The 25,190-nt window shown below is 44.2% G+C and carries 43 protein-coding genes and 1 pseudogene; 43 read left to right on the top strand and 1 reads right to left on the bottom strand.

Annotated features, from left to right (window positions below; genetic code table 11):
• From ciss_RS03010 to ciss_RS03205, 40 genes and pseudogenes are all read left to right on the top strand, one after another.
• The coding region (locus tag ciss_RS03010; protein WP_268874192.1) for an EF-Tu C-terminal domain-related protein at positions 1-424 on the top strand (424 nt) is incomplete at its 5' end.
• A 95-nt stretch (positions 425-519) separates the two neighbouring features.
• Positions 520-828, top strand: coding sequence for a 30S ribosomal protein S10 (gene rpsJ / locus ciss_RS03015; RefSeq protein WP_011345192.1), 309 nt, complete (start codon positions 520-522; stop codon positions 826-828).
• Positions 829-840: 12 nt separating this feature from the next.
• On the top strand, positions 841-1,470 hold the full coding sequence (gene rplC / locus ciss_RS03020; RefSeq protein ID WP_075864839.1) for a 50S ribosomal protein L3: 630 nt from the start codon (positions 841-843) through the stop codon (positions 1,468-1,470).
• 28 nt (positions 1,471-1,498) lie between these two features.
• Positions 1,499-2,119, top strand: coding sequence for a 50S ribosomal protein L4 (gene rplD / locus ciss_RS03025; RefSeq protein WP_075864840.1), 621 nt, complete (start codon positions 1,499-1,501; stop codon positions 2,117-2,119).
• Entirely contained in the window at positions 2,120-2,407 is a 288-nt protein-coding gene (rplW, locus tag ciss_RS03030; RefSeq protein ID WP_075864841.1) for a 50S ribosomal protein L23, read from the top strand.
• Positions 2,408-2,435: 28 nt separating this feature from the next.
• The gene (gene rplB, locus ciss_RS03035; protein WP_075864842.1) at positions 2,436-3,260 is read left to right on the top strand and encodes a 50S ribosomal protein L2; all 825 of its coding nucleotides are present in this window, start codon (positions 2,436-2,438) and stop codon (positions 3,258-3,260) included.
• A 21-nt stretch (positions 3,261-3,281) separates the two neighbouring features.
• Positions 3,282-3,566, top strand: coding sequence for a 30S ribosomal protein S19 (gene rpsS, locus ciss_RS03040; protein ID WP_075864843.1), 285 nt, complete (start codon positions 3,282-3,284; stop codon positions 3,564-3,566).
• Between the two features lie 20 nt (positions 3,567-3,586).
• Positions 3,587-3,928: a 50S ribosomal protein L22 gene (rplV, locus tag ciss_RS03045; protein ID WP_075864844.1), complete on the top strand. Its 342-nt coding sequence runs from the start codon at positions 3,587-3,589 to the stop codon at positions 3,926-3,928.
• Position 3,929: 1 nt separating this feature from the next.
• On the top strand, positions 3,930-4,598 hold the full coding sequence (gene rpsC / locus ciss_RS03050; protein ID WP_075864845.1) for a 30S ribosomal protein S3: 669 nt from the start codon (positions 3,930-3,932) through the stop codon (positions 4,596-4,598).
• Positions 4,599-4,600: 2 nt separating this feature from the next.
• Positions 4,601-5,032 carry a 50S ribosomal protein L16 gene (rplP, locus tag ciss_RS03055; RefSeq protein WP_075864846.1) on the top strand — a complete coding sequence of 144 codons (432 nt, stop codon included), beginning with the start codon at positions 4,601-4,603 and terminating at the stop codon, positions 5,030-5,032.
• Positions 5,022-5,231: a 50S ribosomal protein L29 gene (gene rpmC / locus ciss_RS03060; protein WP_075864847.1), complete on the top strand. Its 210-nt coding sequence runs from the start codon at positions 5,022-5,024 to the stop codon at positions 5,229-5,231. Before rplP ends, rpmC begins: the two co-directional genes overlap by 11 nt.
• Before the next feature lie 16 nt (positions 5,232-5,247).
• Positions 5,248-5,544: a 30S ribosomal protein S17 gene (gene rpsQ, locus ciss_RS03065; protein ID WP_075864848.1), complete on the top strand. Its 297-nt coding sequence runs from the start codon at positions 5,248-5,250 to the stop codon at positions 5,542-5,544.
• Between the two features lie 30 nt (positions 5,545-5,574).
• The gene (gene rplN / locus ciss_RS03070) at positions 5,575-5,943 is read left to right on the top strand and encodes a 50S ribosomal protein L14 (protein WP_075860231.1); all 369 of its coding nucleotides are present in this window, start codon (positions 5,575-5,577) and stop codon (positions 5,941-5,943) included.
• A 12-nt stretch (positions 5,944-5,955) separates the two neighbouring features.
• Positions 5,956-6,279: a 50S ribosomal protein L24 gene (rplX, locus tag ciss_RS03075; RefSeq protein ID WP_075864849.1), complete on the top strand. Its 324-nt coding sequence runs from the start codon at positions 5,956-5,958 to the stop codon at positions 6,277-6,279.
• 24 nt (positions 6,280-6,303) lie between these two features.
• Positions 6,304-6,843 (top strand): 50S ribosomal protein L5, encoded by a 540-nt coding sequence (gene rplE / locus ciss_RS03080; protein ID WP_075864850.1) that lies wholly within the window; start codon positions 6,304-6,306, stop codon positions 6,841-6,843.
• Positions 6,844-6,859: 16 nt separating this feature from the next.
• Complete coding sequence (locus tag ciss_RS03085; RefSeq protein ID WP_011345178.1) at positions 6,860-7,045, top strand: type Z 30S ribosomal protein S14; 186 nt, start codon at positions 6,860-6,862, stop codon at positions 7,043-7,045.
• An 18-nt stretch (positions 7,046-7,063) separates the two neighbouring features.
• On the top strand, positions 7,064-7,462 hold the full coding sequence (gene rpsH / locus ciss_RS03090) for a 30S ribosomal protein S8 (protein ID WP_011345177.1): 399 nt from the start codon (positions 7,064-7,066) through the stop codon (positions 7,460-7,462).
• Between the two features lie 22 nt (positions 7,463-7,484).
• On the top strand, positions 7,485-8,033 hold the full coding sequence (gene rplF / locus ciss_RS03095) for a 50S ribosomal protein L6 (protein ID WP_075864851.1): 549 nt from the start codon (positions 7,485-7,487) through the stop codon (positions 8,031-8,033).
• 27 nt (positions 8,034-8,060) lie between these two features.
• Positions 8,061-8,429, top strand: coding sequence for a 50S ribosomal protein L18 (gene rplR, locus ciss_RS03100; protein ID WP_011345175.1), 369 nt, complete (start codon positions 8,061-8,063; stop codon positions 8,427-8,429).
• An 18-nt stretch (positions 8,430-8,447) separates the two neighbouring features.
• Positions 8,448-8,951 (top strand): 30S ribosomal protein S5, encoded by a 504-nt coding sequence (gene rpsE / locus ciss_RS03105; protein ID WP_011345174.1) that lies wholly within the window; start codon positions 8,448-8,450, stop codon positions 8,949-8,951.
• 12 nt (positions 8,952-8,963) lie between these two features.
• Complete coding sequence (gene rpmD / locus ciss_RS03110; protein ID WP_075864852.1) at positions 8,964-9,146, top strand: 50S ribosomal protein L30; 183 nt, start codon at positions 8,964-8,966, stop codon at positions 9,144-9,146.
• 11 nt (positions 9,147-9,157) lie between these two features.
• The gene (gene rplO / locus ciss_RS03115) at positions 9,158-9,598 is read left to right on the top strand and encodes a 50S ribosomal protein L15 (RefSeq protein ID WP_011345172.1); all 441 of its coding nucleotides are present in this window, start codon (positions 9,158-9,160) and stop codon (positions 9,596-9,598) included.
• Positions 9,599-10,858, top strand: a complete 1,260-nt coding sequence (gene secY / locus ciss_RS03120) for a preprotein translocase subunit SecY (RefSeq protein ID WP_075864853.1) — start codon at positions 9,599-9,601, stop codon at positions 10,856-10,858.
• A 12-nt stretch (positions 10,859-10,870) separates the two neighbouring features.
• Positions 10,871-11,617, top strand: a complete 747-nt coding sequence (gene map, locus ciss_RS03125; RefSeq protein WP_075864854.1) for a type I methionyl aminopeptidase — start codon at positions 10,871-10,873, stop codon at positions 11,615-11,617.
• Positions 11,618-11,639: 22 nt separating this feature from the next.
• On the top strand, positions 11,640-11,912 hold the full coding sequence (locus ciss_RS03130) for a KOW domain-containing RNA-binding protein (RefSeq protein ID WP_075864855.1): 273 nt from the start codon (positions 11,640-11,642) through the stop codon (positions 11,910-11,912).
• 16 nt (positions 11,913-11,928) lie between these two features.
• Positions 11,929-12,147 carry a translation initiation factor IF-1 gene (gene infA, locus ciss_RS03135; protein WP_011345168.1) on the top strand — a complete coding sequence of 73 codons (219 nt, stop codon included), beginning with the start codon at positions 11,929-11,931 and terminating at the stop codon, positions 12,145-12,147.
• A gap of 21 nt (positions 12,148-12,168) precedes the next feature.
• The gene (gene rpmJ, locus ciss_RS03140) at positions 12,169-12,282 is read left to right on the top strand and encodes a 50S ribosomal protein L36 (RefSeq protein ID WP_075864856.1); all 114 of its coding nucleotides are present in this window, start codon (positions 12,169-12,171) and stop codon (positions 12,280-12,282) included.
• Positions 12,283-12,301: 19 nt separating this feature from the next.
• A complete protein-coding gene (rpsM, locus tag ciss_RS03145; RefSeq protein ID WP_075864857.1) occupies positions 12,302-12,673 on the top strand; it encodes a 30S ribosomal protein S13 in 372 nt (123 codons plus the stop codon).
• A gap of 15 nt (positions 12,674-12,688) precedes the next feature.
• Positions 12,689-13,078 (top strand): 30S ribosomal protein S11, encoded by a 390-nt coding sequence (gene rpsK / locus ciss_RS03150; RefSeq protein WP_011345165.1) that lies wholly within the window; start codon positions 12,689-12,691, stop codon positions 13,076-13,078.
• Positions 13,079-13,093: 15 nt separating this feature from the next.
• On the top strand, positions 13,094-13,720 hold the full coding sequence (gene rpsD / locus ciss_RS03155; RefSeq protein ID WP_075864858.1) for a 30S ribosomal protein S4: 627 nt from the start codon (positions 13,094-13,096) through the stop codon (positions 13,718-13,720).
• Between the two features lie 38 nt (positions 13,721-13,758).
• On the top strand, positions 13,759-14,700 hold the full coding sequence (locus ciss_RS03160; protein WP_075864859.1) for a DNA-directed RNA polymerase subunit alpha: 942 nt from the start codon (positions 13,759-13,761) through the stop codon (positions 14,698-14,700).
• Positions 14,701-14,713: 13 nt separating this feature from the next.
• On the top strand, positions 14,714-15,052 hold the full coding sequence (gene rplQ, locus ciss_RS03165; RefSeq protein ID WP_075864860.1) for a 50S ribosomal protein L17: 339 nt from the start codon (positions 14,714-14,716) through the stop codon (positions 15,050-15,052).
• A 2-nt stretch (positions 15,053-15,054) separates the two neighbouring features.
• Positions 15,055-15,888, top strand: a complete 834-nt coding sequence (locus tag ciss_RS03170) for an energy-coupling factor transporter ATPase (RefSeq protein WP_075864861.1) — start codon at positions 15,055-15,057, stop codon at positions 15,886-15,888.
• Positions 15,873-16,712, top strand: coding sequence for an ATP-binding cassette domain-containing protein (locus ciss_RS03175; RefSeq protein ID WP_075864862.1), 840 nt, complete (start codon positions 15,873-15,875; stop codon positions 16,710-16,712). The genes ciss_RS03170 and ciss_RS03175 overlap by 16 nt, the downstream gene beginning before the upstream one ends.
• Complete coding sequence (locus tag ciss_RS03180) at positions 16,705-17,523, top strand: energy-coupling factor transporter transmembrane component T family protein (protein ID WP_075864863.1); 819 nt, start codon at positions 16,705-16,707, stop codon at positions 17,521-17,523. Before ciss_RS03175 ends, ciss_RS03180 begins: the two co-directional genes overlap by 8 nt.
• Positions 17,501-18,241 (top strand): tRNA pseudouridine(38-40) synthase TruA, encoded by a 741-nt coding sequence (gene truA, locus ciss_RS03185; protein WP_075864864.1) that lies wholly within the window; start codon positions 17,501-17,503, stop codon positions 18,239-18,241. The genes ciss_RS03180 and truA overlap by 23 nt, the downstream gene beginning before the upstream one ends.
• 14 nt (positions 18,242-18,255) lie before the next feature.
• Positions 18,256-19,260, top strand: a complete 1,005-nt coding sequence (locus tag ciss_RS03190) for a sodium:calcium antiporter (RefSeq protein ID WP_075864865.1) — start codon at positions 18,256-18,258, stop codon at positions 19,258-19,260.
• A 118-nt stretch (positions 19,261-19,378) separates the two neighbouring features.
• On the top strand, positions 19,379-19,795 hold the full coding sequence (gene rplM / locus ciss_RS03195; protein WP_201787763.1) for a 50S ribosomal protein L13: 417 nt from the start codon (positions 19,379-19,381) through the stop codon (positions 19,793-19,795).
• A gap of 25 nt (positions 19,796-19,820) precedes the next feature.
• Positions 19,821-20,213 (top strand): annotated as a pseudogene (gene rpsI, locus ciss_RS03200) (30S ribosomal protein S9).
• Between the two features lie 102 nt (positions 20,214-20,315).
• On the top strand, positions 20,316-21,251 hold the full coding sequence (locus ciss_RS03205; protein ID WP_075864867.1) for an alpha/beta hydrolase: 936 nt from the start codon (positions 20,316-20,318) through the stop codon (positions 21,249-21,251).
• Here the strand turns inward: ciss_RS03205 and ciss_RS03210 are convergent.
• A complete protein-coding gene (locus ciss_RS03210; RefSeq protein WP_075864868.1) occupies positions 21,248-21,766 on the bottom strand; it encodes a ferritin-like domain-containing protein in 519 nt (172 codons plus the stop codon). The two genes, ciss_RS03205 and ciss_RS03210, sit on opposite strands and share 4 nt — an antisense overlap.
• A 171-nt stretch (positions 21,767-21,937) precedes the next feature.
• Between ciss_RS03210 and cwlD the strand changes: the two genes are divergently transcribed.
• The 3 genes from cwlD (at position 21,938) to amrA (ending at position 25,186) form a co-directional block, all read left to right on the top strand.
• Positions 21,938-22,660 (top strand): N-acetylmuramoyl-L-alanine amidase CwlD, encoded by a 723-nt coding sequence (gene cwlD, locus ciss_RS03215; RefSeq protein ID WP_075864876.1) that lies wholly within the window; start codon positions 21,938-21,940, stop codon positions 22,658-22,660.
• 428 nt (positions 22,661-23,088) lie between these two features.
• Positions 23,089-23,547: a hypothetical protein gene (locus tag ciss_RS03220; RefSeq protein ID WP_075864869.1), complete on the top strand. Its 459-nt coding sequence runs from the start codon at positions 23,089-23,091 to the stop codon at positions 23,545-23,547.
• 238 nt (positions 23,548-23,785) lie between these two features.
• Positions 23,786-25,186: an AmmeMemoRadiSam system protein A gene (gene amrA / locus ciss_RS03225; protein WP_075864870.1), complete on the top strand. Its 1,401-nt coding sequence runs from the start codon at positions 23,786-23,788 to the stop codon at positions 25,184-25,186.
• Positions 25,187-25,190: the final 4 nt, after the last annotated feature.

Raw genomic sequence — 25,190 nt, forward strand, 5'->3', positions numbered from 1 at the left:
GGTAGTAACGGGACTGGAGATGTTCCGGAAGGTATTGGACGAGGCGGTAGCAGGGGACAACATAGGAGCGTTATTACGGGGTGTAGACCGGAAGGAAATCGAGCGGGGGCAGGTACTGGCGAAGCCTGGTACGATAAAGCCGCACCGGAAGTTTTTTGCGGAGGTATACGTACTGACCAAGGAAGAAGGGGGACGGCACACACCGTTCTTTAATGGGTACCGGCCGCAGTTTTACTTCCGGACGACGGACGTAACGGGAGTAATCCAGTTGCCGGAAGGTGTAGAGATGGTAATGCCCGGGGATAACGTAAAGATTCATATTGAGCTTATCACACCGATTGCTATTGAAGAAGGATTGAGATTTGCTATTCGGGAAGGTGGCAGAACTGTAGGCGCGGGCGTTGTTACCGCGATCGAAGAATAATAAAGCCTCTCCCGGCAAAAAAACAGGAGGCGGGGGAATTTATTCCCCTTCCTCCGGTGTTTTATGTAAAAGGGAAAAAAAAGGAGGGGTAACGCGTGAATAAGCAAAAAATCAGAATTAAGCTAAAAGCCTTTGAGCATACCATCCTGGACCAGTCCGCTGCGAAAATTGTGGAAACGGCCAAGAGGACAGGCGCGAGCGTGTCCGGACCTATACCGCTTCCCACCGAAAGAAGCTTGTATACCGTACTTCGTTCGCCCCATATCGATAAAGACTCCAGAGAACAGTTTGAGTTAAAGGTGCATAAGCGCTTAATTGATATTATTGATCCCACCCCAAAAACTATCGATGCGTTAATGCGGATTGATTTGCCGGCGGGAGTAGACATTGAGATTAAGCTGTAGGAGGTGAAACAAATGCCGAAAGGAATTTTAGGAAGAAAAGTCGGAATGACTCAAATTTTTACCGAAGACGGTAGAGCAATACCGGTCACGGTGATTGAAGCTGGGCCCTGCGTGGTGGTGCAGAAGAAAACAATAGCTAATGATGGCTATAATGCTATCCAGCTTGGTTTCGGGGAAATAAAGGAAAGCAAGGTAAATAAGCCATTAAAAGGGCATTTTAACCGGGCGAATGTAAAACCCAGACGGTATTTAAGAGAGCTTCGGGTGGAAAATATCGATGCTTATGAAGTAGGACAGGAAATAAAGGTAGATATTTTTACCGTTGGTGAGAAAGTCGATGTTACCGGCTTAACAAAAGGTAAAGGGTTTGCCGGTGGAATTAAGCGGCACGGTTTTCACCGGGGACCGATGGCTCACGGCTCTAAATACCATCGTCGGCCAGGTTCGCTGGGAGCAAAAGGACCGGCTCGGGTATTTTTAGGCCGTAAGTTGCCCGGACGACTTGGTATGGAGAGAGTAACCATTCAAAACTTGGAGGTTGTGAAAGTAGATCCGGAGAGAAATTTACTGGTTATAAAAGGTTCTGTACCGGGTATTAGAGGAAGCCTTTTAATCATCAAAGAAGCAGTAAAAGGAAAATAGAAGTTTTAGTTAAGAAAGGGGGATAAAGATGCCCAAAGTTCCGGTTTACAACATGGAAGGAGCCCAGGTTGGTGAGATTGAACTAAAAGACGAAATTTTCGGGGCTCCAGTGAACAAAGCGGTTTTGTATGAAGTTTCATTAATGTACCTGGCAAATCAAAGAAGGGGAACTCATGATACAAAAACCAGGGGCGAAGTATCCGGCGGTGGCAGAAAGCCCTGGAGACAAAAAGGAACAGGTCGTGCCCGGCATGGCAGTATTCGGTCACCCCTTTGGCGGAAGGGTGGTATCGTCTTTGGTCCACATCCCCGCGATTACAGTTATTCGGTGCCCAAAAAGGTACGCCGGGCGGCGTTGAAGTCAGCGCTTTCCGACAAAGTAAATGAAAATAACCTCATAGTGGTAGACAATTTAACTTTTGCGGCACCAAAAACCAAAGAAATGATTAAAGTCTTAAATAACCTCAAGGTGAACGGCAAGACTTTAATTGTCACCGCAGGTTATGATGAAATAGTGGAAAAATCGGCCCGCAATATACCGGGAGTTTCCGTGATGACAGCTCCCAGCCTTAATGCTTTAAGCCTCCTGAATCACGACAAGCTTATTATGACCCGTGATGCGGTCTTAAAAGTGGAGGAGGTGTTTTAGGTGAAAAATCCAAGGGATATAATCATAAGGCCTCTAATTACAGAAAAATCAATGGATTTAGCCCAGGAAAATAAGTATACTTTTGTTGTTGATAAAAATGCCAACAAAATTGAAATTAAAAATGCCATTGAGGAACTCTTTAAGGTAAAAGTTGAAAAGGTTAATACCATCAGGGTCAAAGGTAAAATGAAACGGGTTGGTCGTTTTGTTGGCCGGACTCCGGAGTACAAAAAAGCAATTGTTAAGTTAAGAGCCGGTGATAAAATCGAACTGTTTGAAGGCGTATAACCGGTAGTAGAAAAAAGGAGGGAAAAGGATGGCTGTTAAAACTTACAAACCCACCTCCCCCGGTCGGAGATTTGTTACCGTTTCGTCCTTTGAAGAAATTACCAAAACCGAGCCCGAAAAATCGTTAATAGTTCCTTTAAAGAAGCATGCGGGACGGAATAATCAGGGACGGCTGACGGTTCGGCACCGGGGCGGCGGTCATAAACGGATGTATCGGATAATTGATTTTAAGCGGAATAAAGATGGGATTCCGGCAAAAGTTGTGGCGATTGAATATGATCCCAACCGGACTGCTCGAATTGCGTTGTTAGCATACGCCGATGGCGAGAAGCGTTATATAATTGCTCCCCATGGATTAAAAGTAGGCGATGTTGTAATGTCCGGACCGGATGCGGATATCAAAGTGGGTAATGCCCTGCCCCTTGCCAATATTCCGGTAGGTACCTTAGTTCATAACATTGAACTTTATCCGGGAAAAGGTGGACAGTTGGTGCGCTCGGCTGGAACGGCGGCCCAGCTTCTTGGAAAAGAAGGCAGATACGCAATTTTACGCCTTCCTTCGGGCGAAATGCGGAAAGTACTTTTGGAATGCCGGGCAACCATCGGGCAAGTGGGTAATTTGGAGCACGAAAATATTACCATTGGTAAAGCTGGAAGGGCTCGCTGGCTTGGAATTAGACCATCGGTTCGGGGCGTTGCCATGAACCCGGTAGACCACCCGCATGGTGGTGGTGAAGGTCGTTCACCAATCGGACGTCACCCGGTAACTCCTTGGGGTAAACCTACCTTGGGAGTTAAGACCCGGAAGAAAAATAAAGCAAGCTCCAAGTTAATTATCAAGAGACGGAAGTAACCTTGAAGGGAGGTAGCCAGCTTGGGTCGTTCACTCAAGAAAGGACCATATTGTGATCCAAAACTCCTGAAAAAAATTGAGGAGTTAAATGCTAAAGGTGAAAAGCGGGTTATTAAGACCTGGTCAAGACGGTCGACTATTTTTCCGCAGATGGTGGGCCATACAATTGCGGTATATGATGGAAGAAAGCACGTTCCGGTTTATATTACCGAAGATATGGTTGGGCATAAGTTAGGGGAATTTGCTCCTACCCGTACCTTTAGGGGACATGGAGACCATACGGAAAGGTCTACTGCCCTCAAGTAGTCAAGAGAGGAGGGATTTTCATGGAAGCACGTGCAGTGGCAAAATATATCCGGATTTCACCGCGGAAAGCACGGCAAGTAATTGATTTAATTCGGGGCAAGGATGTGGAGGAAGCGCTGGCGATTTTGCGGTATACCCCGAAAAAAGCGTCGTATTTTATAGAAAAGGTTTTAAGGTCAGCAATTGCCAATGCTGAAAACAATCATGATATGTCAAAGGATAATCTTTATGTAGCCAAAGCCTATGTGGACCAGGGACCGATACTGAAGCGGTATAGCCCGCGGGCTCAGGGGCGTGTGGACCTCTGGCGGGTAAGGACCAGCCATATAACTATTGTCGTTGCGGAAAGGAAGGAGGGCTAAGGTGGGTCAGAAAGTTCATCCAAAAGGACTGAGAATAGGTATTATCAAAGACTGGGATGCCAAATGGTTTGCGGATAAAAAACATTACCAGGAACTTTTACACGAAGACTTAAAAATTCGTAAATATATTAAAACCAAGTTTTACCAAGCAGGAATTTCGCGAATTTTAATCGAGCGGGCTTCTAACCGGGTTAAAGTTACTATCTTTACAGCCCGGCCCGGAATGGTAATTGGAAAAGGTGGCACGGAAATCGAGGTTTTAAGAAAAGAACTGGAAAAAATGACCGGAAAGCAAATCAATATCAATATTGCCGAGATTAAAGTTCCTGAAATTGATGCCCAGCTTGTAGCTGAAAATATTGCTGCCCAAATTGAAAAGCGGATTTCCTATAAGCGGGCTATGAAACAAGCGGTAAGCCGGGCTTTAAAAATGGGTGCCCAGGGTATCAAAGTTGCTTGCAGCGGTCGTTTAGCAGGTGCGGAAATTGCCCGTTCCGAATGGTATAGCGAGGGCAAAGTTCCCTTAACAACCCTGAGAGCGGATATTGATTACGGTTTTGCCGAAGCGTTAACGACCTACGGAAAAATTGGTGTAAAAGTGTGGATTTATAAAGGTGAGGTATTGCCGGAGGTAAAGAAGGAGAGCGTTAGTACAGAAGGAGGCGAATAACCATGTTAATGCCAAAACGGGTAAAATATAGACGTCCCCATCGCCCCAGCCTCAAAGGTAAGGCCAAAGGAGGAACCCAGCTCCATTTTGGTGAGTACGGCTTACAAGCCATAGAAGGGGCCTGGATTACCAGTCAGCAGATTGAGGCAGCACGGGTAGCTATTTCCCGTCATATCCGCCGGGGCGGTAAAATCTGGATTAACATCTTTCCGGACCACCCGATTACCAGAAAACCGGCTGAAACCCGGATGGGTAGTGGTAAGGGTGCCCCGGAATACTGGGTGGCAGTAGTTAAGCCCGGTAAGATTATGTTTGAACTTGCTGGGGTATCGGAAGAAGTTGCGCGTGAAGCGTTGAGACTTGCTTCCCATAAACTGCCCATTAAAACCAAATTTGTAAAACGGGAAGTAGGTGGTGAAGCTCATGAAAGCTAAGGAACTAAGAGAATTAACCGATGCAGAATTAGTGGAAAAATTGGCGAATTTAAAAGATGAGCTTTTCAAACTTCGTTTTCAGCTTTCCACCGGCCAATTGGATAATCCGTCCCGAATTCGTGAGGTGCGGCGGGATATAGCTCGGGTTAATACCATTATCCGGGAAAGAGAAATTGCCAGACAAAAAGTGGAGAAGTAGAAAGGGGGCGTAGAAGATGGAAAAGAAAAAAGTCCAGAAAATAAAAATCGGACGGGTTGTTAGCGATAAAATGGATAAAACGGTGGTTGTTGCCGTTGAGGAGTTGGTCCGCCACCCCCTTTATAAAAAGACCATTCGTCGGACAAAGAAGTTTAAAGCTCATGATGAACATAACGCCTGCCGGACTGGCGATATTGTAAAAATTGCCGAAACTCGACCCCTCTCCAAGGAAAAGAGATGGAGAGTTGTGGAGATTATCGAACGGGGTAAAGTGTTGGGCGAAGTGGAAAATCTTGAAACTAATGAAGGTTAAGCAGGTTCTACCGAAAGGAGGTAGCAGCAAGTGATTCAAGTACAAACCATTTTAAATTCCGCCGATAATACCGGTGCGAAAAAATTAATGTGCATCCGGGTTTTAGGAGGATCCAACCGGAGATATGCGAGTTTAGGTGATATAATCGTTTGCTCGGTTAAGGAAGCAACACCCGATGCCGTTGTGAAAAAGGGAGATGTGGTTAAAGCGGTGGTCGTTCGGACCAAAAAAGAGGTGCGCCGGCCGGACGGTACGTATATTAAATTTGACGAAAATGCCGCTGTCATTATTAAGGACGATAAGAGCCCACGGGGTACCCGTATTTTTGGACCGGTAGCCCGGGAATTGAGGGAAAAGGATTTCATGAAAATCATCTCCCTGGCTCCGGAAGTCCTTTAAGGAGGTGGGATCATGCCAAAATTAAAAGTTAAAAAGGGCGATACGGTCTTAGTCATCGCAGGCAAAGACAAAGATAAAAAGGGGAAAATCGTGCAGGTTTTGCCTAAGGAAAATAGAGTTGTGGTTGAGGGTGTTAATATAGTTAAAAGACACACCCGTCCCAATCCCAAACTTCCCCAGGGTGGTATTGTGGAGAAAGAAGCCCCAATTCACGTAAGTAACGTGATGGTAATCTGCCCCAGCTGCGGCAAGCCCACCCGGGTCGGAAAGAAGTTTTTAGCCGATGGCAAAAAGATTAGAGTTTGTAAAAAATGCGGCGAGAGCCTTGACAAGTAAGCCGCAGCGAAAGGAGGTTATACCGTGCCCAGACTTAAAGATAAATATCAAAACGATGTAATCCCGGCAATGATGGAAAAGTTTGGATATAAAAATAAAATGCAAGTACCAAAACTTGAAAAAATAGTGATAAATATCGGGTTGGGAGAAGCTTTGCAAAATCCTAAAGCTGTTGATGCTGCAATTGCTGATCTTATGGCTATCACCGGACAAAAGCCGATCGTTACCAAAGCCAAGAAATCGGTGGCCGGTTTTAGAGTACGGCAAGGAGCGACTATTGGTGTAAAAGTGACCTTGCGCGGTGACCGGATGTATGAATTCATGGACAAATTTGTCAACATAGTGCTTCCTCGGGTCCGGGACTTTCGGGGGTTATCGCCAAAATCCTTTGATGGCCGTGGGAATTACTCGGTTGGTTTGCGGGAACAACTTATTTTCCCGGAAATTGACTATGATAAAATTGATAAAGTTCGGGGTATGGAAGTTACGTTCGTTACTACCGCAAAAACCGATGAAGAGGCTCGGGAATTGTTAAGATTAATGGGAATGCCCTTTAGCAGATAAGGAAAGGGGGAAGAATATGGCAAAAAAATCGATGATAGCCAAGGCCCAGAGGCCACCAAAATTTAAAGTAAGAAAATACAACCGGTGCAAAATCTGCGGAAGACCGAGAGCGTACTTGCGGGATTTTGGTATGTGCCGGATATGTTTTAGAAAACTTGCCCACCAAGGAGAGATTCCGGGCGTTAAGAAAGCCAGCTGGTAAAGAAAGGGGGTAAATACCATGGTTATGACCGATCCCATTGCTGATTTTTTAACTCGGATTAGAAACGCAAATATGGTCTATCACGAGAAGGTAGAAGTGCCATCCTCCAAGGTAAAAAGGGCAATTGCGGAGATTTTAAAAGAGGAAGGCTTTATTAAAGATTACGAATACATTGAGGACGGCAAGCAAGGGATTTTACGGATATTTTTAAAGTACGGCCCCAATAAAGAAAGGGTTATTTCAGGACTAAAGCGGATTTCCAAGCCCGGACTTCGGGTATACGCTAAGAAAGACGAACTACCCAGGGTTTTAGGGGGTCTTGGGATTGCAATCATTTCGACACCGAAAGGAATTATGACCGATAAAAAAGCCCGCAAGGAAGGCTTAGGCGGCGAAGTAATTTGCTACATTTGGTAGTAAAATCCAGGGAGGTGATTTTGTGTCCCGCATAGGCAGAAAACCAATCCCCGTTCCTCAAGGGGTTGAAGTAAAAGTAGAAGGAAACACGGTTACCGTAAAAGGTCCGAAGGGAAGTTTGACCCGGGAATTTCACCCGGATATGAAGATAACCTTTGATGGATCGCAAATTTTAGTTGAAAGACCATCGGACGAAAAGGAACATAAAGCACTCCATGGCCTTACCCGGACTTTAATTAATAACATGATTGTGGGCGTTACCAGCGGTTATCAAAAAAGCCTTGAACTGGTAGGGGTAGGCTACCGGGCGGCAAAACAGGGACGAAAGCTTGTATTAACGGTTGGTTATTCTCACCCGGTGGAAATGGATCCGCCCGAAGGGATTGAGGTAGAAGTTCCCGCTCAAAACCAGATTATTGTCAAGGGAATAGATAAAGAGCTGGTTGGTAATTTTGCAGCAACAATCCGTGCTGTTCGGGAGCCTGAACCGTATAAAGGAAAAGGAATTAAGTACACCGATGAAGTAATTCGAAGAAAGGCTGGTAAGACCGGCGGTAAGGGCAAGAAGTAAAATGTTCTTAGAAAAGGGGGGTAGTCGATGATTACCAAAACCAACCGGAATCTTGAAAGAAAACGGCGGCATTTACGGGTCCGGAAGAAAATTCACGGAACTCCGGAAAGACCGAGATTAAACGTCTATAGAAGCTTAAAACACATCTATGCCCAGATTATCGATGATGTTAGCGGACGTACCCTGGTGGCTGCTTCAACCCTCGATCCGGAATTGAGAGGAAAAATTGGCTACGGTGGCAATATTGAAGCAGCAAAAGCTGTTGGTCGGCTGATTGCTGAGCGGGCCAAAGCGAAAGGGATTGAAAAGGTCGTTTTTGACCGGGGTGGATATCTTTATCACGGACGGGTTAAAGCATTAGCGGAAGCAGCCCGGGAAGGTGGCCTGCAATTTTAAAGAAAAGGAGGGACAGCGATGGCAAGAATTGATGCCAGTCAACTGGAGTTGAGCGAAAAAGTTATTGCAATCAACCGTACCGCGAAGGTTGTTAAAGGTGGACGTCGTTTTTCCTTTAGCGCTTTGGTGGTGGTTGGCGATCAAAAAGGGCATGTTGGCGTGGGCCTCGGTAAAGCTCCAGAAGTTCCTGATGCGATTAGAAAAGGTATTGAAGACGCCAAGAAAAACCTGATCAAAGTTCCCATTGTTAACACTACGATTCCCCATGAAATTATTGGTGAAGCCGGTGCAGGTAAAGTGTTATTAAAGCCTGCAGCACCTGGTACCGGAGTTATTGCTGGTAGCGCAGTGCGGGCAATACTGGAAATGGCAGGTGTGCGGGACATTTTAACCAAATCTCTGGGCTCCAACAATCCTCACAATATGGCCCATGCTACCATTGAGGCCCTGAAGTCGTTAAAGACCGTGGAAATGGTAGCTAAACTTCGTGGAAAAACCCCGGCCGAAATCTTAAAGGGCTAGGAGGGATAACTCATGGAAAAGAAGCTGAAAATAACCCTGGTAAAAAGCGTCATTGGACAAAGTGAACGGCAAAAAGCAACGGTAAGGTCGTTGGGATTGAGAAAACTCAACCAGTCCGTCATTAAAGCCGATACCCCTGAAATCCGCGGGATGATAAATAAAGTGAGCCATTTATTAAAAGTTGAGGAGATTTAGGAGGTGGGAAAATGCGGTTACATGATTTAAGGCCTGTGCCTGGTTCGCGGCAAAAACCCACCCGGAAAGGTCAGGGAATTGGTTCCGGCCTTGGAAAAACTGCCGGACGTGGACAAAAAGGACAAAAGGCACGTTCGGGCGGCGGCGTAAGACCAGGCTTTGAAGGTGGACAGATGCCCCTTTACCGGAGGTTACCCAAACGCGGCTTTCACAATAAATTTGCCAAAGAAATCATTGCTATTAATGTGGACCGCTTAAATAAATTTGAAGATGGGACAGTGGTAACTCCAGAGCTCTTGCTGGAAACGGGTATAATAAAGAAAATAGGGGACGGTGTGAAGATTTTAGGCGGCGGCGAATTAAAGAAAGCACTTACGGTGAAAGCCCATGCTTTTAGTGAATCGGCAAAAGAAAAAATTACCGCTGCCGGCGGGCAAGCGGAGGTGCTGTAAATGCTTGATGCCCTCCGCAATGCCATGAAGGCAAAAGAATTAAAGAGTAGATTGCTCTTTACCTTGTTGATGCTTTTGGTCTTTCGGATCGGAGCTCATATTCCGGTACCGGGGATTAACTTAGCCCGCATGGAAGAATTAATCCAATCGGGTACAATTTTGGGGTTTTTTGATGTTATTTCCGGTGGGGCCTTTAAGAAATTTACCATTTTTGCCATGAGTATTACTCCGTATATTAACGCCTCAATTATCATGCAACTTTTAACGGTGGTAATACCGTACCTGGAAAAGCTGGCTAAGGAAGGGGAAGAAGGGCGGCGGAAAATTACGGAATACGTCCGCTATGGAACCGTTATCTTAGCCTTTATTCAAGGTTTCTTCATGGCAATTGGTTTAAGGTCGGCCGTAAACAATCCCGGAATCCTAACATATCTATATATTGCTCTTGCTCTTACAGCAGGAACAGCGTTTTTAATGTGGCTTGGGGAACAGATTACCGAAAAGGGCATTGGTAACGGGATATCGCTAATAATTTTTGCCGGAATTGTTTCAAGGATCCCTGGCTCTATAAAAACGATTTTTGATTACATCTCTGCCGGTACGGCAAACATTTTAAACGTTTTAATCTTAGCAATAATTGCTGTAGCCGCAATTTACGCCGTTGTGGTGGTTAACGAAGCTCAACGGAGAATTCCGGTGCAGTATGCAAAAAGGGTTGTTGGCCGCCGGGTTTACGGTGGTCAAAGCACCCATCTGCCCATCAAGGTTAATCAGGCAGGGGTTATCCCAATTATATTTGCCTCGTCGCTTTTAATGTTCCCGATTACTATTGCGGGATGGTTTCCCCAAAACGGTTTTGCCCAGTGGGTTTTAAAATATTTTGGCTGGGGAACAGTGATTAACACCATTTTATACGCTTTACTGATTATAGGCTTTACCTACTTCTACACTGCGATTATCATGAACCCCTTGGATATTGCCGAAAACCTTAAGAAATACGGTGGTTTTATCCCTGGAATTCGGCCGGGAAGGCCAACGGCAGAATATATCGATAAGGTTATGAGCCGGGTAACCTTTGCCGGAGCAGTATTCTTAGCCTTTATTGCCATACTCCCCAATATTGTGATGGCAATATCCCGGATTCCCAATGTAACCTTTGGGGGTACTGCCCTGTTGATTGTTGTTGGTGTGGCTCTTGATACTATGAAACAGTTAGAATCTTACCTTTTAATGAGACATTATCAAGGTTTTATTAAATAGCTGGTGAGAAAGTTGATTACTGTCAAAACAGAAAAAGAATTAAGGCTTATGAGGGAGGCGGGGCGAATTGTCGCCCTGACTCTTCAGGCCTTGGAAAAAGTGATTGAACCGGGGATAACTACCTTGGAACTTGATAAAATAGCCGAAGAAACAATTAAAAAATTAGGCGGAAAGCCAGCTTTTAAAGGCCTATACGGTTTTCCGGCAACTATCTGCGCTTCCATTAATGAAGAAGTGGTTCACGGAATCCCTGGTTTAAGAAAATTGCGGAATGGAGATATTATTAGTATTGACATTGGAGCTGTTGTGGACGGATATTATGGCGATGCGGCAAAAACCTGGCCGGTGGGGGAAGTTTCTCCCGAGGCTAAAAAGCTCCTTGAAGTGACCGAAGCATCGCTTTACGCCGGGATTGAGGCAGCCGTAGTTGGCAACAGGGTGTCGGACATTTCCCATGCGGTGGAAAGTTACGTGGTTCGCCACGGGTTTTCCGTGGTGAGACAATATGCGGGACATGGGATTGGCAAAGCACTGCATGAGGAGCCGAACGTACCCAATTACGGTAAGCCGGGTCGTGGTGCTCGGTTGGTCCCGGGAATGACATTAGCAATCGAACCGATGGTTAACATTGGAACCTATGAGGTCTTCACCCTTCCGGACAAATGGACGGTGGTAACCCGGGACGGTAAATGGTCAGCCCATTTTGAACATACCATTGCTATTACCGAAAATGGGCCCATGATTCTAACCTTGCCGTAAAAAGGAATGGGTGGTGAAGGTCATGCATTTAGACAAACTCCGTCCCGGCCAAGTAGTGCTGTCCACAGCCGGCCGTGATTGCGGAAATTTCTACATTATCTATCGGATTATTAATGACCGCTATGTCGAAGTGGTTGATGGTCAGCACCGTCGTATTGAAAATCCCAAGAAGAAAAACGTCCGTCATTTGAAATTTTTAAACTACCGTTTTCCGGACGATGGTAAACTAAGCAATCCGGAGATCCGGAAATTTCTTAAATCTTTTGCCGAAAAGGGCGGAGAACTGGATGGGTGAGGAGGTTGATTGCTTAATGTCGAAAGATGATGTCATTGAAGTGGAAGGTACGGTGGTAGAACCCCTTCCAAACGCAATGTTTCGGGTTGAGCTGGATAACGGGCATAAAGTGTTAGCCCATGTTTCCGGGAAAATACGCATGAATTTTATTCGGATCTTGCCAGGTGACCGGGTAACCGTTGAATTATCACCCTATGATTTGACCCGGGGTAGGATTATCTACCGGCACAAGTAGGGAAATAAAGGGGGTTTAAACATGAAAGTCAGACCCAGCGTTAAACCGATTTGCGAAAAGTGCAAGATTATTCGTCGTAAAGGGCGAATAAGGGTTATTTGTGAAAATCCCAAGCACAAGCAGAAGCAGGGATAAATTTTTAGGAGGTGCGGTAATGGCTCGGATTGCTGGTGTGGATCTTCCGAGAGATAAAAGGGTCGAAATTGCCTTAACTTATATTTACGGTATTGGTCGACCAACAGCTAATGTAATATTAAAGAAAACCGGTATTAACCCCGATACGCGGGTTAAAGATTTGACCGAAGAAGAAGTGGCAAAGCTCAGGGATGAAATTGAAAAGAACTACAAGGTCGAAGGAGAATTAAGACGGGAAATTTCGTTAAATATTAAACGGCTTATTGAAATTGGCTGCTACCGGGGTATTCGTCACCGGAAAGGCTTACCGGTTAGAGGACAGAGAACCCGAACCAATGCTCGTACCCGGAAAGGGCCCAGAAGAACCGTTGGAGTTAAACGGAAGAAGTAAGCTTAAAGGAGGGATATGATGGCTCGCCGGACAAAAGCCAGAAAAAAGGAAAAAAAGCATGTTGAGCAAGGAGTAGCCCATATCAAGTCTACTTTCAATAATACAATTGTTACCATAACCGATCCCCAGGGGAACACCCTTTCCTGGGCAAGTGCAGGAACCGTTGGCTTTGAAGGAACCAGGAAAGGTACTCCCTTTGCGGCGCAGTTAGCTGCGGAAAAAGCTGCTAAAGAAGCGATGGAGTTTGGCGTAAAAACCGTTGAGGTTTATGTGAAAGGACCAGGCGCGGGCCGGGAAGCGGCAATCCGTTCGTTACAAGCTGCTGGTCTGGAAGTTAGCCTTATTAAGGACGTAACCCCGATTCCTCACAACGGGTGCCGTCCACCGAAACGTAGGAGAGTATAGGAGGTAGATAACGAAATGGCGAGATATACGGGTCCTGTTTGCAAGCTTTGCCGCAGGGAAGGTATAAAGCTTTTTCTGAAAGGAGATCGCTGCTATACCGATAAATGTGCTCTTACCCGGAGAAATTATGCTCCCGGTCAGCACGGACACACAAGAAAAAAGCCTACCGAGTATGCCCTGCAATTGCGGGAAAAGCAGAAAGCAAAGCGAATTTACGGAGTACTGGAAGCTCAGTTCCGGCGCTATTTTGAAATGGCCGAAAGACAGCCGGGTATTACCGGTGAAAACCTGCTGGTAATTTTGGAAAGACGGCTCGATAATGTGGTTTATCGGCTCGGGCTGGCTGAGTCCCGCGCTCAGGCCCGGCAGTTGGTACGGCATAATTTCTTTACGGTAAATGGTAGAAAAGTTAACATTCCATCCTACCTGGTTAAAGTTGGCGACGTAATTGCTTTGAAAGAAGAAAAGAAGGACTCTCCGATAGCTAAGGAAATTATGGAACGGGCCGCCAGCAAAACTTTACCGGCGTGGCTTTCTTATGATGCCAACAATGCTGTCGGTAAGGTTGAAGCATTGCCAAAACGGGAAGATATCGATATCCCCGTCGAGGAGCATCTCATTGTCGAGCTCTACTCCAGATAAGAGCTTGACGGGTATTCCCTTTAAAGGAGGGTCCCTTAGTGCTTGAAATTGAAAAACCAAAAATTGAAACCGAGGAGTTAAACGACCGTTACGGCCGTTTTGTGATTGAACCTTTGGAGCGGGGGTACGGCATTACCCTCGGTAATTCAATGCGGCGGATACTTTTGTCTTCCCTCCCGGGAGCTGCTGTTACTTCCATAAAGATTGAAGGGGTACTCCATGAATTTTCAACAATTCCCGGGGTAGTGGAAGATGTAACGGAAATTATCTTAAACATTAAAAACCTTACGCTGAGGCTTCACGGGGATGAGGAACAGGTTTTAAGAATCGAAGCTGAAGGTGAGGGTGTCATTACCGCCAAAGATATAATTGCCCCACCGGAGGTAGAAATTTTAAACCCCGACCTTGTAATAGCCCATGTAGCCGAGGGCGGTCGTCTTTTTATGGAAATGACTGTGGCCAGGGGCCGGGGCTATGTACCGGCGGAGCGGAATAAAAAGGGCGAGCACGTTATTGGCGTAATACCGGTAGACTCCATCTTTTCTCCAGTGCTCAAAGTAAACTTCCAGGTGGAAAATACGCGGGTTGGTCAGATTACCGATTACGATAAGCTCACCCTGGAAGTTTGGACCGATGGTAGCATTCGGCCCGATGAAGCGGTAAGCCTCGCTGCTCGCATCATGGTTGAGCACCTGCAGCTTTTTGTTAATTTAAACGAACGGGCTACCGGTGTAGAAATTATGGTCGAAAAAGAAGAGGACGCCAAGGAGAAATTAGCGGAAATGCCCATTGAAGATCTGGATTTATCGGTACGCTCGTATAACTGCTTGAAACGGGCAGGAATTAATACGGTAGGCGAATTAATTCAAAAGACCGAAGCGGATATGATGAAGGTTCGCAATTTAGGAAAAAAATCACTCGAAGAGGTTATTTCCAAACTCAAATCCATGGGCCTTTCCTTGCGGAAAGAGGAAGAATAAGGGAGGGAAGTAGATGTACCATTATAAGCTTGGCAGAAGGAAAGATCACCGGGAAGCAATGTTAAGAAACTTGGTGACTTCCCTCTTAAAAGAGGGGAAGATTATGACCACCGAGGCCCGGGGGAAATCTGCTAAAGCGATAGCGGAAAAGCTTATCACTTTAGCTAAAAACGACACTCTGCATAACCGCCGTCAGGTTTTAGCTTATTTATACGAAGAAAATGTCGTAAGAAAACTTTTTAAAGAAATTGGCCCTAAATACGCCGATCGTCCCGGTGGTTATACACGGATAGTGAAAATTGGACCCCGGCGGGGCGATGGGGCAATGATGGTTTTGGTGGAGCTCCTTTAATTATGGAAACGGTTATTGTAGCTAATAATTTGAGCTATCATTATGCTGCAGAAAAGGAGAGGTATGCGTTGCAAAACGTATCCCTCTCCTTTTTACAAGGGGAACTGGTAGCCTTAGTTGGACCAAATGGCTCCGGAAAAACTACCTTTATAAAATTGTTAACCGGGCTTTTGGAACCTAATGAGGGTTATGTAGAAGTTTTAGGTCGAAAGCCCCAAAAACTGAAAGAGGAAGGGCTCTTGGGGACCCAAATTGGTCTTGTTTTTCAAAATCCCGATAATCAGATTGTAGCGGCGGTGGTAGAAGAGGACGTGGCCTTTGGGCCCGAAAACCTGAACTTGCCGACCGGGGAAATAATAAAACGGGTGGAGGAAGCACTTAAGTTAACGGGCCTCTGGGAACTGCGACAGAGGGCTTCCTATGCATTATCGGGAGGACAAAAGCAAAGGCTGGCTATTGCTGGAGCCTTAGCATTAAGGCCGCGAATTTTGCTTTTAGATGAGCCTACCTCCATGCTTGATCCGGCGGGCAGGCAGGAAGTTTTAAATTTATTACTAAAGCTTAATGAAGAGGAAAAACTTACAATTATTTTTATAACCCATTACATGGAAGAAGCTTTAAGGGCAAAGCGCCTTATAGCCTTTGACCGGGGAAGGGTTGCTTTTGATGGAACACCCAATAACTTCTTTCGTCAAAAACCTTTAGTTCAGCAATTAGGGCTTGATGTACCCCCACTTTATAAACTTATGGAGCGGCTTTGGAAGGAGAAAATTTTCATACCCGATACGGTGACAACACCGGAAATGCTGGTGGAGGAAATATGCCGATTACGTTAAATGAGGTAACTTTTGTTTATAATCCCGGAACGCCGATGGAAGTTATTGCTTTAAATAATATTAACTTAAACTTTAACGAAGGAATCATAACAGGGATTATCGGGCCAACGGGTTCCGGAAAATCAACGCTTCTCATGCTTTTAAACGGCCTTTTAACCCCAACCCGGGGGAATGTTGTGGTAGACGGTCTTATAACTTCCAAAAAAGGCAACTTAAAAGCAATACGCCAAAAAGTGCAGCTTATTTTTCAATATCCGGAACATCAGCTTTTTGCGGAAACGGTATTTGATGAACTTACTTTTGGCCCGAAAAACTTTGGAAGGGAAATTACCGAAGAGCAAGCGGCGGAACTATTAAGACAGGTAGGTTTGGATGAAAGCTATTTAAAAAGGTCGCCTTTTGAATTAAGCGGTGGTGAAAAACGAAGACTGGCGATAGCATCGGTTTTAGGTATATCACCCAAATACCTGATCTTAGATGAACCAGCGGCTGCTCTGGATCCGGCAGGGAAAGAAACCATTTACCGGCTTTTATTATCTTTAAAAAAACAGGGTGTTACGGTAATTATTGTTTCGCATAATATGGACGAAGTGGCCTATCTTTGCGATCAAATTGTAGTTTTAGACCGGGGCAGAATAGCGGCTTTTGGAGAAAAAATCGAGGTATTTCATAAGCTTATGGAGAAAAATATACCCGGGTTAAGTTTGCCGGTTTATGCCCAGGTCATAAAACTGTTGCAAAGTCGGGGTCATAAAGTAAAGATGACCATTTCCCTGGAGGAAACGGTGGGGGAAATCGTAAGGGTGGTGCGGGGTAATGATTAATGTTAATACCATTGGTCAATACATTCCCGGGAATAGCCTCATCCATCGTTTAGACCCGCGCACCAAATTTTTTACTTTGCTTGTGGCGGTTTTCTTGGTGTTTTTCTTAGACAACTTAGTGCATTTAGGGTTTTTGCTTTTTGGGGTAATACTGGTTACCTTTTTAGCAGGTATTAAACCCAAAATGTTTTGGCAGGCGCTTAAGCCCGTAGTTTTTATCCTGGTTTTAGCGTTAATTCTTCAGCTTTTTTTTACCCCGGGGGAAAAGTTAATTACCATAGGTCCGTTTAAGATTACCCGGGAAGGATTGATAAACAGCGGAATAGTATTTTTACGCCTGGTAGTAATGCTATTATCAGCCTATCTTCTGACCGCGACCACCTCACCGACGGAGTTAACTCATGGCTTGGAAAGTCTTTTAAAACCTTTTGGCCGCTTTGGCTTGCCTTATGGAGAAATTGCTTTAATGCTTACCATAGCGCTTAGGTTTATACCGACGCTAACGGAGGAAGCGGAGCGACTAATTAAAGCTCAGGAGTCCCGGGGAGCTGATTTTTACACCCGGGGGCTTTCTAAGAAAGCCCAAATGATGCTTCCCCTAATTATTCCATTATTTATTAATGCTTTTAAAAGGGCCGATGAGTTAGCGGTAGCGATGGAGGCCAGAGGTTACCGTATAGGTGCCCCCCGCGGTAAATTAAAGCCGTTAAAATTTACGGCCAAAGACTATCTTTTTCTGTTTTTAAATCTTTTAATTGCAATGCTCTTTGTAATCCTGAAGCTTTGGGGTGGTTTTCCTGCCAAATTTTAAGCTAACCATTGCTTACGATGGAACCAATTTTGCAGGATTTCAAAAGCAAAAAAATACCCCGCAGACGATTCAAGGCATTTTAGAGGAAAAGCTTCATAAAATTTTAAAAGAACCGGTAAAAGTAATTGGGGCTGGTCGAACCGATGCCGGAGTTCATGCTCTGGGGCAGGTGGTAAATTTTTCGGCATCCTGGAAAGCGCCGGTAGATAAAATTCCGGAAATTTTGAATAATGCCCTTCCAACCTCAATTCGAGTTTTAGAAGCTGAAATAGTACCGGACGATTTTCATGCCCGATATTCAGCCCTGAAAAAGGAGTACAGGTATTACTTGTATTACGGTCCTCCTTCACCCTTTTATGAACGGTATGCCTGGGCTTTGCCCCAAAAACTTGACCGGGAAAGAGTAGCAAAGGCTCTGGAATATTTAATCGGTACCCATAATTTTTCCGGCTTTGGAGCAACGGGAAGTAGCGGCAAAAACCCGGTTAAAACCATGTTTGAGGCAAGTTACCGGGAGGACGGTTTTTTAGGGTATTTTACGTTTGTTGCCGACTCTTTCCTGTATAAGATGGCCAGAATTTTAACCGGTACGCTGGTGGAAATTGGCTTAAATGGCTATCCGGAAAGGGTAAAAGAAATTTTAACCACCGGAAATAAAAAGCTTGCCGGTAAAACTGCTCCAGCCCACGGTCTTTTTCTTGTGAAAGTTTTTTACTGAAAGAAGGGAAAGCCTTGACCTATCTGGGGGGCCTGTTAATTTTTAATCTTTTGCTTATCTTAGGGGGAGCATTTACCTTTACCAATGCGGTGGAGTGGTTTGGCCGCCGTTTTGGCTTTAACCAGGGAGCGGTGGGGAGCATTTTTGCAGCGGTCGGAACTGCTCTGCCGGAAACGATGGTTCCGGTTATTGCCATCTTTTTTGGCAGTCAAGCGGACCACAGCACTGAAATTGGTATTGGGGCAATTTTAGGGGCACCGTTTATGCTGATTACCATTGGTTTTATGGTAACCGGCACCGCTGCTTTACTTTTCAGTCGACGGCGGGCTTTTGGAAGCGAGGTTGTTTTGGAGCGAAAACTTTTTTTAAGGGATATAAAAAGTTTTCTTTTATTTTATTCCCTTTCATATTTGGCGGCTTTTGTACCCAGGGGGTTTCTGCAAAGGTCTATTGCGTTAATATTAGTTTTGGGCTACTTAATTTATGTATATAAGACGGTTAATGAAGATAGCGGTGAGATTGGAGAAGTGGAACCGTTAATCTTTACTCCCCAAAGGACAATTCCGAGGATTCGGGCGATACTTTTGCAGCTTGCAATAAGTCTCTTATTGATCGTGGTGGGGGCCAAGTACTTTGTAGCTAATTTAACCCAATTAGCGCACCTGATAGGAATATCTCCGATGGCTTTATCCTTGGTTATTACTCCTATAGCCACGGAACTTCCCGAAAAATTTAACAGTGTAGTTTGGATGAAAAGCGGGAAAGATACTCTGGCGGTAGGAAACATTACCGGAGCGATGGTTTTTCAAAGCTCGGTTATAACCTCGATTGGGATAATCTTTACTCCATGGCATTTATCAACGGATGTAGTTTTAAGCGGTATAATGGCTTTTTTTGCAGCATTAGCGGCGCTTTTTTTGGTTAATTCCTGGCGGAGATTAAGTGCCTGGACATTAATATTTAACGGCTGTATTTATATTTTTTACTTAATTTACATTTTTAATCGAAGAATTGCTTGACAGGCCAGGGGTATTCCCATAAAATTATAATGGTATAGGTATTTGCCAGTGTCGAGCCCCCATTGGCAATACCGCGAGAGTTACGGCAAAAGGAGGGAACAAGGTGAGAACCACATACATGGCCAAGCCCAACGAAGTGGAAAAGAAATGGTATGTTATAGATGCTGCTGGAAAACCCCTCGGACGGGTAGCCAGTGAAGCTGCTAAGCTTTTGAGAGGTAAGCACAAACCGGAATTTACTCCTCATGTAGATACTGGCGATTATGTTATTATTATTAATGCTGAAAAGGCTGTTTTAACCGGGAAAAAGTTAGAAAAGAAAATGTTTTACCGTCACAGCCGCTATCCGGGCGGTTTAAAAGCTATTCCCTACGGAATCTTAATGAAAACTAATCCGGTCCTGGCTTTTGAAAAAGCTGTAAAAGGGATGCTTCCGCATAACCGGCTGGGAAGAAAGCTTTTTAAGAAGCTTAAAGTATATGCCGGGGAATCACATCCGCATCAAGCTCAAAAGCCGGAAATCTGGCAATTTTAGATACGGGCGAAGGGAGGCGTTTTAGATGGCAGTAGTTAATTTCTACGGTACGGGCCGGAGAAAAGAAGCGGTCGCCCGGGTTTTTGTGGTTCCCGGCGAAGGGAACATTACCATAAACGGAAAATCTTAAGAAGAATACTTCCCGAGAAAAACCCTGCAGATTATTGTTAAACAACCGTTGGAACTAACCAATACTGTTGGAAAGTTTAATGTTAAGGCTAAAGTTCATGGTGGCGGCATTTCCGGTCAGGCAGGGGCCGTGAGACTTGGTATTGCTCGGGCCCTGGTTCAGGCCGATCCTTCGTTAAGACCGGTGCTGAAAAAAGCAGGGTTTCTTACCCGGGATCCCCGGATGGTCGAGCGGAAGAAGTACGGACTGCGGAAATCCCGGAGAAGACCTCAGTGGACCAAAAGATAGTGGGAAAACCAGGCAGAACTGCCTGGTTTTTTATCTAAATGTAATTTTAAAATTTACCAACAATATTCAGAAAATTAATAAAAATTAAGGGGGGGTAAGATAATGCCTGTTTTAGAATTACAGGAAAGGCAAAGGTTAAAAATTCGGAAGTTATTTCTAATTACTATACTGCTGCTTTTGCTACTAATCCTGGCGATTGGTGGGATTTCCGGTTATGTTGGGTGGAACTTAACGCATCCTGTCCGGGAAAAGCTTGAAGGAACTCCGGCGGATTACGGTTTACCCTTTGAAGAGGTGAGCTTTACCTCCCGGGAAGACGGATTGAAGTTACGAGGCTGGTTCATTCCTGCCGCAAGCAATGATACGGTTATCTTTGCCCATGGTTACCGGAAGAACCGGTTACAATTAGATGTTCCTGTCCTGCCTATTGCTAAAAAAGTTTATGAACACGGGTGGAATGTTTTACTCTTTGATTTTCGAAATTCCGGGGAATCGGAGGGAAATTTAACTTCTGTTGGGCTTTATGAGGTAAACGACCTTTTGGGGGCAGTGGATTTTATCCGCCAGGAGAAAAAACTTTCCGGGAAGATTGTACTGCATGGCTTTTCCATGGGGGCAGCAACGGCAATAATTACCGGTGCTCGCGAGGAAAACGTGGCTGGCGTAATTGCCGATTCACCTTTTGCTGATTTAAAACCTTACCTTATGGAAAACCTTTCGGTATGGAGTGGCCTTCCTTCCGTACCTTTTAACCAGGCGTTTCTAATTGTGGTGCCGCCGCTTACCGGGCTGGATCCAACTAAAGTGAGTCCCATAAAAGAACTTCCGAAACTCGCTGGAAGGCCGCTTTTATTAATTCATGGCGATAAGGACACCGACGTGCCTTTAAAAAATAGCATACTCTTAAAAAACGCCTATCCTCAAGCAGAATTATGGGTGGTTCTTGGAGCCACTCATGTTAAAAATTATGCTGTTGCCGGGGAAAAATACGTTAATAAGGTTATTGAGTTTTTAAATAAAGTAAAAGGGAAGGGTTAACCTTCCCTTAAGCTTTTTAAAGCTTCCTTAAATAATTTTAAATGCAATTCTTCATCTTCTATAATCCTGTAGAGAACTGACCGGGCGTATGGATCATCAATAATTTCTGCATGTTTTAAATAATTGGCGATTGCCGTTTTTTCTGCGTGAATATCGGCTATCAATTGCTCCCGGATATTTTGGGAATAATTAACGTAGTGTCCGCTCCAGAAAGCGAAATTGTTACCAAAACTACCCCGATAGGTAGGATTTCCGCCAAAGGCAATTATGAGCTTTCCCAGCATTTCAAGATGGTGCATTTCGACCAAAGCTACCCCTTCAAAAAGTTTAGCAATTTGCGGATTTGTATTTTCGCTTTCTAAATGATGATACAGGTACTGGGTAATGGCGGTAAGTTCACTGGCTGTACCTGCATAATCGTCCATTAAGATTTCTGCATACATGACGTTGGGGTTTTTAACCTTTACCGGAGGATAAGGGGAGTTTAGCTGAAAGTTAGTATTTTTGTGGTTCATTTTATCCCTCCTTTTTCTTGCTATTATATTTTATGGTTAAATCGATTTTTTGGATAATGAAAAAATGGTTTCAAAAGTTAATTGTACCGGGACGGGTGGACTTTACTGAATTTTGTATTAATAATATCCTTCGGCTGGGCATATAATTTACAAGCCGGAGGTGTATAGGTGATGATTATTTTTAAAGTGTATCGTTTAACCCGGCAAAAAGTTCTGACGGCAATGATGGTAATTATAATTTTGACGGTATTAGGTACAGTTTTTAGAAATATTTTGGTAAATAAGGAAGTACGGGTTTTAGCGGTGGCGGTTGCCAATAGGATTATTGTTATAGATCCGGGGCATGGAGGTCAGGACCCGGGGTGTAAAGGTCAACAGGGGGCGGTAGAGAAGGAAATTACCCTTGACATAGCTCGCCGGGTGGCGACTAAATTACAAAGGGCCGGAGCTCAGGTTTATCTTACCCGTTCGGGGGATTATGATTTGGCTGAGCCGGGGATTCGGGGGTATTCGGCCAGGAAAAAACAAGACTTAGCCCGCCGGATCCAGTTTGCCGAAGAAAAACAGGCGGAGGTATTGATAAGCATTCACGCCAATAGCTTTCCCGAGCGCAAGTACCGCGGAGCTCAGACTTTTTATCAGGAAGGAGATAATGAAGGGAAAAAACTGGCGGAGCTTATTCAGGAGAGCTTTAGGACAATTTTAGGAAATACTAACCGGGTAGCTAAATCCGGAGATTATTTTATAAACCGCAATTCCCAGATGGCCTCGGCAATTGCCGAGGTAGGGTTTTTATCAAATCCAGAAGAGGAACGGCTTTTATTAGACCCCGATTACCGGGAGAAAATAAGTTTCGCAATTTATTTAGCGGTTTTAAAATACTTTCAAAAGTAGTAATTTGGGGACGGTTCTTTTCTTTATACTTTAAGTATAAAGATAGGGACAGTCCCTATTTTTATACTTTAGGGCGAACTGCGGCAGGAGTAAAAAATTAATGCTTGGTTTAAAACGGAGGTAAGAGTTGTGGAAAAAAAGGTTTATCCTACACTGCGTACGGTGGTATTCCGGGAGACCAGTACGAGCCTTATGTTCCACCTACCACAAGGCTTCCGGAAATGACCATTGCCTCAATTATCATGGGTATTTTACTGGCCTATTCTAACCAGAGGGTGGGGATGGCTTAACCTTTTTTTAATTTCCCTTTTTATTTCCCTTTTTAAACAAATATATGGACTTAATTTAATTAATGTTATTGTTAGTAATAAAAACTGATATAATATATTGATGAATATTATCAAATTATTTTTAAGGGGGGGGAAAAATTGAGATTCAAGAAAGTTTTATTAGCATTACTTACTATAATATTATTAATTTTGACTTTTAATGTAGAAGTTTTATTAGGTAGCAGTTATAATAATGTAAAAGTTGGTCAAATTGAAACCCGAACAGAGGATCTTACTTATTCTGAGGTTGATGAAATAGTGGATAATTTACTTTTAATTTATTTTTCGAGAGACATCAAATTGATAGACTATGCATGGAAAGCATTAACAAAAATAACACGTGTTGCATTTCCAAGTCCTACATTTATTTTAAAAGATGACGTTGAAAAAAATTTGAAATTTTATTCAGAAATAAAAAGAGAAATGAAAACAAAAAAGTATAAAAAAGTAATTCTTGAAGTAAGATATATATACCGAACATCTAGAGTTGGTGGAGATTATGTTCGAGCCTGGTATTTATTAGATCAGATACCTAAAGTTAGAGCATATCTCAAATAAGTTTAGGGTAAACTTTAAGGAGGCTGTATGTACAGTAGCCTCTTTTTTATTTTATTTTTGGCTAAAATTACATATAATAGAACATGAAAAAACCTTCATGGAGTGGTGGTATGCCTAACCTGTGCTTATCCTGTGTTTGCTTTGATTGTGCCGAGTACGGCAGTTGCGAACTGTGTGAGGGATATTGCCAGGAACCAAAGGATTTTTGCCCCAGGGAATTAGAGTGGGAGGATTAAAGATGAATAATATTTATGGAATTGCAGCTCCGCACCCGCCAATAATAATCCCGGAAATTGGGCGGGGAGAGGAAAAGAAATGTCAAAATACTATTAATGCTTTAAAGGAGCTCAAGGAAAAAATTAAGAAAATAAATCCGGAAACATTAATAGTAATTTCTCCCCACGCTCCGCTTTTTAGCGATGTGGTAGCTGTAAATATGAATGAAAAACTTACCGGAAACTTCGGTAACTTTGGAGCACCAGAAATTACTTTTTCCTACCAAACCGATTTAGAATTTGCCCGGACATTTATTACGAAAGCAAAACATGAAGGCGTTTCTGTTGCAGGGATTGATGCTGGTTTAGCTCGAGTAGTAAGGGTTCCAACTACCCTCGACCACGGAACAATGGTACCTCTTTATTATTTAGATCCGGAGCAAAAGTACAGACTTGTTGTAGTAAGCCAGGGGCTTATCCCTTTTTCCGAGATTTACCGTTTGGGCACGATAATTAGAGAAGTAGCTGCAGAACTTAAGCGCCAAATTGTTATCATAGCATCGGGAGATTTATCTCACCGGCTAACACCGGATGCCCCTGCGGGCTACGATCCTTCCGGACGTTATTTTGATCGGTTGATGGTAGATGTTTTTACCAAGGGTGATCCCTGGGAGCTTTTAACTATTGATAAAAGCTTTGCCGAGCAAGCAGGAGAGTGCGGTCTTCGTTCCTTTATTATGTTATTTGGCGCTTTTGAAGGATATCGGGTAAGAAGCGGGGTGCTTAGCTACGAAGGGCCTTTTGGGGTCGGTTATCTGGTGGCGGAAGTCGAAGCTCAAGGGGAAGATAAAGAACGCTACTTTTATCCCAAATTAATTGTCAAAAAACAGGAGGAAATAAAAAAGCGCCGGGAAAAGGAGTCGCCCTATGTGCGGCTTGCCCGGGAGGCTTTAGAAACTTACGTGCGTACCGGTAAAACCATAACTCCGCCAGAACCTCTACCGGAGATTTTTAAGCGGAAAGCGGGGGTCTTTGTTTCCATTAAAAAAGACGGGGAACTGAGGGGTTGCATCGGTACGATAGCACCCACCACCGAAAACCTGGCCGAAGAGATTATTAAAAACAGTTTGGAAGCCGGACTAAGGGATCCACGCTTTGAGCCGGTAGAAGAGGGTGAATTGGATGAACTTACCTACTCGGTGGATATTCTTTATCCTCCCGAAGAAGTTAGAGATTTAGCGGAATTAGATCCCAGAAAATACGGAGTGATAGTTTCTAAAGGATTTCGTCGAGGGCTATTACTTCCCGATTTAGAAGGAGTCGATACGGTAGAAAAACAGTTAGCGATTGCCAAAAGAAAAGCAGGGATAGCGCCGGACGAGCCGGTGAAAATTGAAAGGTTTTTGGTTGAACGGTATTATTAGGGGT

The organism is Carboxydothermus islandicus (assembly GCF_001950325.1).
In the GTDB taxonomy this organism is placed as follows: Bacteria; Bacillota; Z-2901; order Carboxydothermales; family Carboxydothermaceae; genus Carboxydothermus; species Carboxydothermus islandicus.